The sequence below is a fragment of the Micromonospora sp. AP08 genome, from assembly GCF_008085935.1.
Lineage (GTDB): Bacteria > Actinomycetota > Actinomycetes > Mycobacteriales > Micromonosporaceae > Micromonospora > Micromonospora chersina.
The window spans coordinates 373887-382640 of record NZ_VSEZ01000004.1; the positions used below are offsets into that span (position 1 = coordinate 373887).

Here is an 8754-nt window from a genome sequence, read left to right on the forward strand (position 1 = left end):
CGGCCCACGGCGGCCGCGATCGGCACGACGGGGCCGGCCGGGACGGCCTGGTCCTGGCCACGGTGGACGGCGTGGCGCCGTTCGCCGGGGTGCAGCACGCGAACGGGCACGGCCGCAACGGGCACGCCGGTCCGAACGGGAACGGGCACGGCCGCAACCGCTCCACCGGCACGGGCTGGGTGGAGCCGTGAGCGGGCCGCTCGTGGTGGTCGGCGACGCGCTGCTGGACCGGGACGTGACGGGCGCGGTCAGCCGGATCTGCCCGGACGCCCCGGTGCCGGTGCTGGACGAGCACGCGGCCACGGACCGACCCGGCGGGGCCGGGCTGGCCGCGCTGCTCGCCGTCGCGCCGGACACCGAGGTGGCGCTGGTCACCGCGCTCGCCGACGACGCCGGCGGGGCCCGCCTCGCCGAGCTGCTGGACGAGGCGGGGGTGGCGGTCTACCCGATGCGCCTGCCCGGCGCGACGGCCGAGAAGATCCGGCTCCGCGCCGGCGGGCAAACCCTGCTCCGGCTGGACCGGGGCGGCGAGCCGCAGGCGCCGGGCCAGCCCTCGGAGGCCGTGCTCGACCTGCTCTCCCGGGCCCGGGCCATCCTGGTCAGCGACTACGGTCGCGGCCTGGCCCGGCAACCCGCGCTGCGCGCCGCGCTGGCCGAGACGGCCGCCCCGGTGGTCTGGGACCCGCACCCGCGCGGCCCGGCCGCGGTGGCCGGGGCCCGGCTGACCACGCCGAACCTCGGCGAGCTGCGCCGGCTCACCGGGGACGCGGGCGCCGGCTCGGGCCTCTCCACCGCCACCCGGGCCGGGCACGAGCTGCGCCGCCGGTGGCGGGTCGGCGCGGTCGCGGTGACCATGGGCCCGGACGGGGCGGTGCTCTGCCACTCCGGCGGCACCCCGCTGGTCGTGCCGCCGCCGTCCCCGGTGGCGCTCGTGGAGGACACCTGCGGCGCCGGGGACCGGTTCGCCGCCACCGCCGCGCTGGCGCTGGGCGACGGCGCGTCGACCGCCGAGGCGGTGCAGGCGGCGGTCGAGGCCGCATCCGCGTACGTGGCGGCCGGCGGGGCGGCCGGCCTGCACCGGGCGCCGGAGCCCCCGCGGCCCGCGGAGGGCGCCCACTCCGCCGAGGAACTCGTCGCGAAGGTACGCGCCGACGGCGGCAGAGTGGTCGCCACCGGCGGCTGCTTCGACATCCTGCACGCCGGGCACCTGGCCACCCTCCAGGCGGCCCGCCGGTTGGGCGACTGCCTGGTGGTGTGCCTCAACTCCGACCGCAGCGTCCGGGGCCTCAAGGGACCGGAGCGGCCGGTCCACCCGGAGCAGGACCGGGCCCGGCTGCTGGCCGCCCTGGACTGCGTCGACACCGTGGTGGTCTTCGACGAGCCCACCCCGCACCAGGTGCTCGCCCGGCTGCGCCCGGACGTCTGGGTCAAGGGCGGCGACTACGCCGGCGACGGCGCGCCCGAGCTGCCCGAGGCGGAGCTGGTGCGCCGCTGGGGCGGGCGGGTCGTCACCGTGCCCTTCCTGGCCGGCCGGTCCACCACCGGCACCATCTCCGCCGCGCGCCAGCGCGGCCTCCACCTCGTCAAGGGAGCGGTATGAGCGAGCGTCAGCGAGCGAATCATCAACGCAGTGCGCCTCAGGGCGGCACGGAGCGAAGCGGAGTGCCGGCATGAGCAGGGATCTGAACGGTCGGGCCATTCTGGTCACCGGTGGGTCGAGCGGCCTGGGCGCGGCGGTGGTGACCGCGGTGGCCAAGGCCGGCGGGCGGCCGTACGTGCTGGACCGGCAGGCGCCGGCCGACGGGGTGCCCTGGGTCGAGTGCGACCTGGCCGACACCCGGGCCGCCGAGGCGGCCACCCGGCAGCTCGCCGAGCAGGCCGGCGGGCTGGACGGCGTGGTGACCGCCGCCGGCATGGACGTGCCCGGCCGGCTGGCCGACGTCGACGGCGCGACGTGGGACCGGATCGTGACCATCAACCTGCTCGGCACCGCCGCGGTGATCCGGGCCGCGGTGCCGCACCTGGAGCGGTCGCACGGCACCGTGGTGACCGTGGCGTCCACGCTGGGCGTGAAGGCGGTCAGCGACGCGACCGCGTACTGCGCCGCGAAGTTCGGGGTGGTCGGCTTCACCCGGGCGCTCGCCGCCGAGCTGGCCGGGACGGTCGGCGTCACCCTGCTGATCCCGGGCGGGATGCGGACGGCGTTCTTCGACGACCGGGACGACCGGTACAAGCCGGGCCCGGACGCGATCCTCAACGACCCGGCGGACACCGCCGAGGCGGTCATGTTCGCGCTCTCCCAGCCGCCCGGCTGTGCGGTACGCGAGCTGGTGGTCTGCGCCGAGCAGGAGTCCTCGTACCCGTGATCCTCGTGCTCCGGGCGCTCGGCGTCGGCGACCTCGCCACCGGGGTGCCGGCGCTGCGCGCGCTGCGTGCCGCGTACCCCGGAAAGGAGCTGGCGCTGGTCGCGCCGCGCTGGCTGGCGCCGCTGGTGGAGCTGGTCGGGGTCGTGGACCGGCAGGTCTTCGCGGACGGGCTGGGCCACCTCGGGTGGTCCGGCCCGCCGCCCGCGGTGGCCGTGAACCTGCACGGCCGGGGCCCGGAGTCGCACCGGATGCTGGCCGAGGCCCGGCCGCGGCGACTGCTGGCCTTCGCCAACGCCGACGCCGGGTGGCACGACGGTCCACCGTGGCGGGCCGAGGAGCACGAGGTGGACCGGTGGTGCCGGATGCTCGGCTGGTACGGCATCCCCGCCGACCGCACCGACCTGGCGCTGCGCCGGCCCGGGGCCGGTGGGCTGCCGACCGGGGTGACGGTGGTGCATCCGGGCGCCAAGGCGGCGCAGCGGCGCTGGCCGCCGGAGCGCTTCGCCGCGGTGGCGCGGGAGCTGTCCGGGCGGGGCCACCGGGTGGTGGTCACCGGCGGTCCCGGCGAGCGGGACATCGCCGCCGAGGTGGGCCGCCGGGCGGGGTTGCCGGCCGACGCGGTGCTGGCCGGCGCGACCGACGTCGGTGAGCTGGCCGCGCTGGTCGCCCACGCCCGCCTCGTGCTGTGCGGGGACACCGGGGTGGCTCACCTGGCCACCGCCTTCGCCACCCCGTCGGTGCTGCTCTTCGGCCCGGTGCCGCCCTCGTGGTGGGGACCGCCGCCGGACCGGCCGTGGCACGAGGCGCTCTGGGCCGGGCCGCGCCCGGCCGGGGACGGCCCGGGGGTGCACCCGGCGCTGGCCGAGCTGGACGTGCCGGCCGTGCTGGCGGCGGTGGACCGGGTGACGGCCGCGGCCCGGTCGCGTTTGGCAGCGGTGCGCCGGATTCCGGCGCAGGAGGCTCGCCCACCCCTTGCTACCCGCCGGTAGCTTCCCGCCGTACGCTGAGCCGGTGAACGGGGACTACACGCAGGAGTTCGTCGAGGTCGACGGGGCGCGGATCGGCGTCCAGGTCCACCCGGAGCCGGACGGGCCACCCGGCGCGCCGGTGGTGGTGATCTGGCCCGCCATGGGGGTCCGCGCCCGCTACTACCGGCCGTTCGCCGCCGCCCTGCGCGAGGCCGGGCTGGCCGTCGTGGTGGTCGACCTGCGGGGCACCGGCGAGAGCACCCCCACACCGTCCCGCGGCTGCCGGTACGGCTACGCCGAGCTGGCCACCGACGTCGGCGCGGTGCTCGACGCGCTCAAGCCGCGGCTGGACGGCCGGACCCGGCTGCTGCTCGGGCACTCGCTGGGCGGGCAGGTCGCGGTGCTGCACCAGGCGCTGCACGACGCCGACCGGGTGGACGGGCTGGCCCTGGTGGCGGTGGGCATCCCCTGGTGGCGCGGGTATCCGGGGCTGCGCGGCTGGGGCGTGCTGCCGTACACCCAGGGCATCGCGGCGGTCGCCCGGCTGCTCGGCGTCTGGCCGGGCTGGGGGTTCGGCGGCCGGCAGGCGCGCGGGGTGATCCGGGACTGGGCGTACACCGCACGGACCGGCCGCTTCCCGGTGCTCGACGGGGTCGACGCCGAGGCCGCCGTCGGGCGGGTCCGCACGCCGGTGCTCGCGGTCAGCGTCGACGACGACCAGTACACACCGCACGAGACGCTGGACCACCTCTGCGGCAAGCTCGCCGCCGCACCGGTGACCCGGCACCGCTACACCGTCGCCGAGGCGGGCGCCCCGCTGGACCACTTCACCTGGGTACGCGCCGCGGCCCCGCTGGCCGCCCAGGTCGCCGCGTTCGCCGCCACGCTGCCGCGTCGCTGACCCCGGGACGCGCCGGACGGGCGGGCCGGAACCGGGCGGCGGATCCGCCACGCGGAAAACGGGTGCGTAGCCGCGCCGAAGGTGGGTAAGCCGCACCGCCCGAACACGGCGGAGGGGGATCAGATGTCCGAACGGCACACCGCGTTGCGCTCGATGCACGATCTGGGCCTGGCGGCCTGGTTCGGCGGCTCACTGATGGGCGCGCTCGGCGTCAACGGCGCGGCGGCGAAAATCGACGACTCGACCCAGCGGCTGCCGGTCGCCTCGGCCGGCTGGGCGCGCTGGACCCCGGTCAACGCGGCGGCGATCGGCGCACACCTGGCGGGCGCGGTCGGCGAGCTGGTGACCGAGAGTCCACGCGTGGCCGCCCAGTCCGGGGTGGCGAAGATGAGCACGGTGAAGACGGCGCTGACCGTGGGCGCGCTGGCGGTGACCGGCTACAGCCGGCTGCTTGGCATGCGGCTCCAGAAGGCGGGCGGGCCGCCCGTCGAGGGGGCCACCGAGCCGAGCTACCAGACGCCGTCGAACGTGGCCGCCTCGCAGCGGCAGCTGAAGCTGCTCCAGTGGGCCATTCCGGCGCTGACCGGCGCGCTGGTCGTGGTGTCGGCGTACATGGGTGAGCAGCAGAAACCCGGACAGGTGTTCCGGGGCCTGCTGGGCCGGGCCGGCGGGCTGGCGAGCGCCCCGATGGCGATCGGCAAGATGGCCGGGATGGGCAAGATGGCGGGGATGGGCAAGATGGCCGGGATGGGGAAGATGGCCGGGATGGGCATGGCGAAACGACCGATGGCCATGGCCGGCAAATGATTGTCCCGCGGTCGGCGGCCCAGCTCGGGGGGTGCCGGCCGCGTGGCGTACCGGGTCCGGCGCATGACCGGACCGGTGGCGGGCAATCAGCACGGGCACGGGGGAATCCAGCCAGGTGAGGTGGCCATGACCAGCAAGGACCGATCGGGTAGGGGCGAGGGGCGGGGGCCCGAGGCGGCCGCGCCGTGGGGCACCACCGACGGCTTCGACGCCGACCCGCCGTGGGGCGCGGGCGAGGACGACCCGATGGACGAGGGCAGCGAGGAGAACGCCGTCCCCGAGGGCCGGCGGGGCGAACGCCGGGCGGCGGGCGCCGGGCCGGGCGGGCCGAAGGCCGGCCGGCACGGGTTCGGCCGGGTGGAACCCACCCGGACCGCCGAGGCGGGACCCGGCGCGCCGCCGGATCCGGCGCCGTCGCGACGGACCTTTCCCGACGACCGCGCCGACGGGGATCTCGGGGACAACGCGCTGGAGGACGCCACCGGAATGCGTCCGGAAGGGGTCAGCCGGCGCGGCTGACCCGGACCGCCGGACCCGACGACGACACGACGCCCGGGGCGCCTCACCGCCCCGGGCGTCGTCGTACCGTCCGGTCAGGAACCGGTGCCGTCCTCCCCCGGCCGGCCCAGCGCCGACGGTTCGTTGTCCGGCACCGGCGGCTCGGCCACCGGACGGCCGGTGTCGTCCACCAGGCCCGGGGCCATGCTGCCGCCGTGCGCCTCCTCGGCCTCCCGGGTCGCCCGGGGATCCCGGTCGTCCCGGGCCAGGCCACCGGGCTCGTCCCGCCGCTCGTCCACGCGCTCCCCCTCGCTGTCGTCCCTCGGCACCGCCGGTACCCGGGAGGTGCCGGCGGAAACCTCACGCCCGCGCGGCGGCGGGCGCGACGCCGAGCAGCCCGGCGAGCCGGGCGGCGTCCCGCTGGGCCTGGTCGCCGCAGCAGTTGTTGAACAGCACGTGCAGCTCGCCGCACTGGTCGGCCAGCTCGCGCAGCAGCACGGACCAGCGCCGCAGCTCCTCCTCGCCGTAGGCGTAGCGGAACCGGTCCTGCTTGTCGCCGCTCTCCCAGGCGGTGCTGTGCCCGTGGAACCGCACCACCGCGAGGTCGGTGGTGGCGATGAGGATCGGCGGCACCGAGGAGGCGTGCCCCTGGGGCATGTCCACGCAGACGTACCCGAGCCCGTTCTCGCGCAGGAACGTCACCGTGTCCACCACGGCGTCCTCGGTGAACCAGGAGGAGTGCCGCAGCTCGACGCTGACCGGCCAGGGCCGGCAGCGGAGGGCCGCGGACAGGATCCGCCGCTTGGCCGCGTCGCCGCAGGCCAGCCACGGTGGGAACTGGAGCAGCACGGCGCCGAGCCGGTCGGCCTCCGCGAGCGGCGCCAGCGCCGCGTGGAACCGGTCCCAGAGTTCGTCGTACGCCCCGGCGGACAGGTCCCGCCAGCGGATCCGGCTCGGACCGCCGGCCGGGCGCAGTTCCCGGGGCAGCGCGTCGACCGGGGTGTGGTGGCCGGTGAAGAGGCGGAACGCCTTGACGTCGAAGGTGAAGCCGGGCGGGGTGGCGGCCGCCCAGCCCTCCGCCGTCTCCGGCGCGGGGATCGCGTAGTACGACGTGTCCACCTCGACCAGGCCGAAGCGCTCGGCGTACCAGGCGAGGCGGCCGGCCGGGGTGTTGGCCGCGCGGGGATACCAGCCGGAGCGGACCAGCATCTGGTCGGCCCAGGAGGACGTGCCCACCTTGATGACACCCATGTAATTCAGTGCACCGCGATCCGGACGAATCGGCAACCCGGGACCATCCGGTGTGTAACCGGGAAAGTGTCGGTGGCGGGTCGTACGGTGTGCCCGGTCCTCGATGAAAGGCAGGCGGCATGAGCGTCTCCGACCAGGTCCTCACCGGCGAGCGGGCCGACCTGCTCGCCACCCTCCAGCGGCACCGCGGCTTCCTCCGGCAGACGGTGACGGGGCTCGACGACGAGCAGGCCGCGCGGCGCAGCACGGCCAGCGAGCTCTGTCTCGGCGGCCTGATCAAGCACGTCGCCGGCACCGAGCACCGGTGGATGCGGTTCGCGGTCGGTGGCGCCGAGGCGATGCAGAGCGAGCCGGTCGACTGGGCCGGCCAGTTCCGGATGGCCGAGGGCGAGACCCTGGCCGGGCTGCTCGCCGAGTTCGACCGGGTGGCCGCCGAGACGGACGAGCTGGTGACGACGCTCGACCTCGACACCGCGCACCCGTTGCCGAGCGCGCCCTGGTTCGAGCCGGGCGCGAGCTGGACCGTGCGCCGGGTGCTGCTGCACCTGATCGCCGAGACCGCGCAGCACGCCGGGCACGCCGACATCATCCGCGAGTCCATCGACGGGGCGAAGACCATGGGCTGACCGGCGGTGAGGTGACCGATCTCACCCGCCTCGATGGGGCGGACAGCGGTTTCCGGTGTGACGCCACGGCCGGTGGCGGCGCTGAGGGACACGAGATGAACGGACACCGCATGGACCAGGAGACCGTCGAGCGCCTGCTCGTCGGTCCCGCCGCCGACGCGCAGGACGGTCCGGAGGCGCTGGTCCGGTTCCTCGCCGCCGTCCGCGCCGCTCCCCGCCCGCACGAGCTCAGCGGCGAGGGGGCGGCCCTCCAGGCGTTCCGCATGGCGCAGGCCGGCGACCCGGTCCCGCTGCCGGTGTCCCGTCCCGAGCGACGGCTGCGCGCCGGGCTGGTCGGCGCGAAACTCGCCCTGGCCGCCCTGCTGGCGACCGCCACCGGCGGTGTCGCGCTCGCCGCCGTCACCGGCCACCTGCCCGGCCCGCTGGGCGGCGGCGGTGGCGCGGGCACCACGGCGAGCCCGAGCGCCGGGGCCGACGGCCGGCCCACGCCGACCGGCGATCCGAGCCACCCGACCACCCCGGCCGGCGTCCCGACCGACCCGTCGGGCAGCCCGTCGGCGCTGGCCGGTCTCTGCACGGCCTACCGGGCGAAGAACGACGCGGAGCGGGGCTCGGCCCTGGAGACCCCCTCCTTCGCCGACCTGGTCTCGGCCGCCGGCGGGCGGGACAAGGTTCCCGGCTACTGCGACCGGCTGCTCCCCGGGAAGGACAAGCCGGCCGGGTCCGGCAGCCACCCGACGCCGCCCCAGCCGAGCGTCGGCCCGACGCGTCGGGCCGGAACCCCGCCCACCACCCCGGTGACCGGTCGGCCGGAGGCCGCGTCCAGCAGCCCGACGGCCGGTTTCGCGCCGACCACCAGCCCGGGCAACCCACCGGCGGAGAAGCCCGACTCGGTCCGCCCCTCCCCGCGCTGACCGGGCCCGCGCCCGATCCGCGGCCGCGCTGTCCCGGCCCGCCGGCCGCTCGGCCCGGTGACCGGCACCGCACCGGCTGATAGCTTGCCCCGGTGACTCCGCGGCGTCGCCGACTGGCGATCCTCTTCCGGCTGGCCGTCGTGCTCGGCGTGGTGGCCGGCATCGTGCTCACCGCGCTGGGCCCGGCCACCGTGACCGGCCTGCTGCCGTACTTCACCATCCAGAGCAACGTGGCCGTCGGCGTCTTCGCCGGCTACGCCGCCTGGCGGGCCTGGCAGGGCCGCCCGGAGCCGCCGAGCGCGCTCAAGGGCGCCGTGACCCTCTACATCACCATCACGGGCACGGTCTACCACCTGGTGCTCGCCAACCCGGCCAGCCCGTTCGCCATGGTCCAGCCGCACCGGGATCCGGGCGAGTGGTGGG

General features: G+C 76.9%; 10 protein-coding genes and 1 pseudogene. 9 read left to right on the forward strand and 2 right to left on the reverse strand.

Translation table 11 applies throughout. The annotated features are described in order from the left end of the window. Positions 1 to 187: 187 nt before the first annotated feature. The 6 genes from FXF50_RS10125 to FXF50_RS10150 all read left to right on the forward strand — a co-directional run bounded on the left by FXF50_RS10125 (position 188) and on the right by FXF50_RS10150 (position 5561). On the forward strand, positions 188 to 1600 hold the full coding sequence (locus FXF50_RS10125) for a PfkB family carbohydrate kinase (RefSeq protein WP_148426954.1): 1413 nt from the start codon (positions 188 to 190) through the stop codon (positions 1598 to 1600). A gap of 70 nt (positions 1601 to 1670) precedes the next feature. Further along, entirely contained in the window at positions 1671 to 2366 is a 696-nt protein-coding gene (locus FXF50_RS10130; RefSeq protein WP_148426955.1) for an SDR family oxidoreductase, read from the forward strand. Next, positions 2363 to 3355, forward strand: a complete 993-nt coding sequence (locus tag FXF50_RS10135; protein ID WP_148426956.1) for a glycosyltransferase family 9 protein — start codon at positions 2363 to 2365, stop codon at positions 3353 to 3355. Before FXF50_RS10130 ends, FXF50_RS10135 begins: the two co-directional genes overlap by 4 nt. Before the next feature lie 22 nt (positions 3356 to 3377). Then, the gene (locus FXF50_RS10140) at positions 3378 to 4235 is read left to right on the forward strand and encodes an alpha/beta fold hydrolase (protein WP_148426957.1); all 858 of its coding nucleotides are present in this window, start codon (positions 3378 to 3380) and stop codon (positions 4233 to 4235) included. Between the two features lie 123 nt (positions 4236 to 4358). After that, positions 4359 to 5042: a hypothetical protein gene (locus FXF50_RS10145; RefSeq protein ID WP_148426958.1), complete on the forward strand. Its 684-nt coding sequence runs from the start codon at positions 4359 to 4361 to the stop codon at positions 5040 to 5042. A 126-nt stretch (positions 5043 to 5168) separates the two neighbouring features. Beyond that, a complete protein-coding gene (locus FXF50_RS10150; RefSeq protein ID WP_148426959.1) occupies positions 5169 to 5561 on the forward strand; it encodes a hypothetical protein in 393 nt (130 codons plus the stop codon). A gap of 74 nt (positions 5562 to 5635) precedes the next feature. On the opposite strand, the gene FXF50_RS10155 is transcribed toward FXF50_RS10150, so the two are convergent. Together FXF50_RS10155 and FXF50_RS10160 are read right to left on the reverse strand one after the other, a co-directional pair. Further along, positions 5636 to 5869 carry a GTPase activator gene (locus FXF50_RS10155; RefSeq protein WP_091310628.1) on the reverse strand — a complete coding sequence of 78 codons (234 nt, stop codon included), beginning with the start codon at positions 5867 to 5869 and terminating at the stop codon, positions 5636 to 5638. A gap of 31 nt (positions 5870 to 5900) precedes the next feature. Continuing rightward, positions 5901 to 6791, reverse strand: a complete 891-nt coding sequence (locus tag FXF50_RS10160) for a DUF72 domain-containing protein (RefSeq protein ID WP_148426960.1) — start codon at positions 6789 to 6791, stop codon at positions 5901 to 5903. Between the two features lie 119 nt (positions 6792 to 6910). Between FXF50_RS10160 and FXF50_RS10165 the strand changes: the two genes are divergently transcribed. From FXF50_RS10165 to FXF50_RS10175, 3 genes and pseudogenes are all read left to right on the forward strand, one after another. Continuing rightward, complete coding sequence (locus tag FXF50_RS10165; protein ID WP_148426961.1) at positions 6911 to 7417, forward strand: DinB family protein; 507 nt, start codon at positions 6911 to 6913, stop codon at positions 7415 to 7417. A gap of 95 nt (positions 7418 to 7512) precedes the next feature. After that, positions 7513 to 8331 (forward strand): hypothetical protein, encoded by an 819-nt coding sequence (locus FXF50_RS10170; RefSeq protein ID WP_148426962.1) that lies wholly within the window; start codon positions 7513 to 7515, stop codon positions 8329 to 8331. A 92-nt stretch (positions 8332 to 8423) separates the two neighbouring features. After that, positions 8424 to 8754: pseudogene (locus tag FXF50_RS10175) on the forward strand (hypothetical protein); the annotation flags it as partial.

Coding starts and splice junctions, on each gene's coding strand:
- FXF50_RS10130 (WP_148426955.1), top strand. CDS start 1,671: ATGAGCAGGGATCTGAACGGTCGGGCCATTCTGGTCACCGGTGGGTCG.
- FXF50_RS10145 (WP_148426958.1), top strand. CDS start 4,359: ATGTCCGAACGGCACACCGCGTTGCGCTCGATGCACGATCTGGGCCTG.
- FXF50_RS10150 (WP_148426959.1), top strand. CDS start 5,169: ATGACCAGCAAGGACCGATCGGGTAGGGGCGAGGGGCGGGGGCCCGAG.
- FXF50_RS10160 (WP_148426960.1), bottom strand. CDS start 6,791: ATGGGTGTCATCAAGGTGGGCACGTCCTCCTGGGCCGACCAGATGCTG.
- FXF50_RS10165 (WP_148426961.1), top strand. CDS start 6,911: ATGAGCGTCTCCGACCAGGTCCTCACCGGCGAGCGGGCCGACCTGCTC.
- FXF50_RS10170 (WP_148426962.1), top strand. CDS start 7,513: ATGAACGGACACCGCATGGACCAGGAGACCGTCGAGCGCCTGCTCGTC.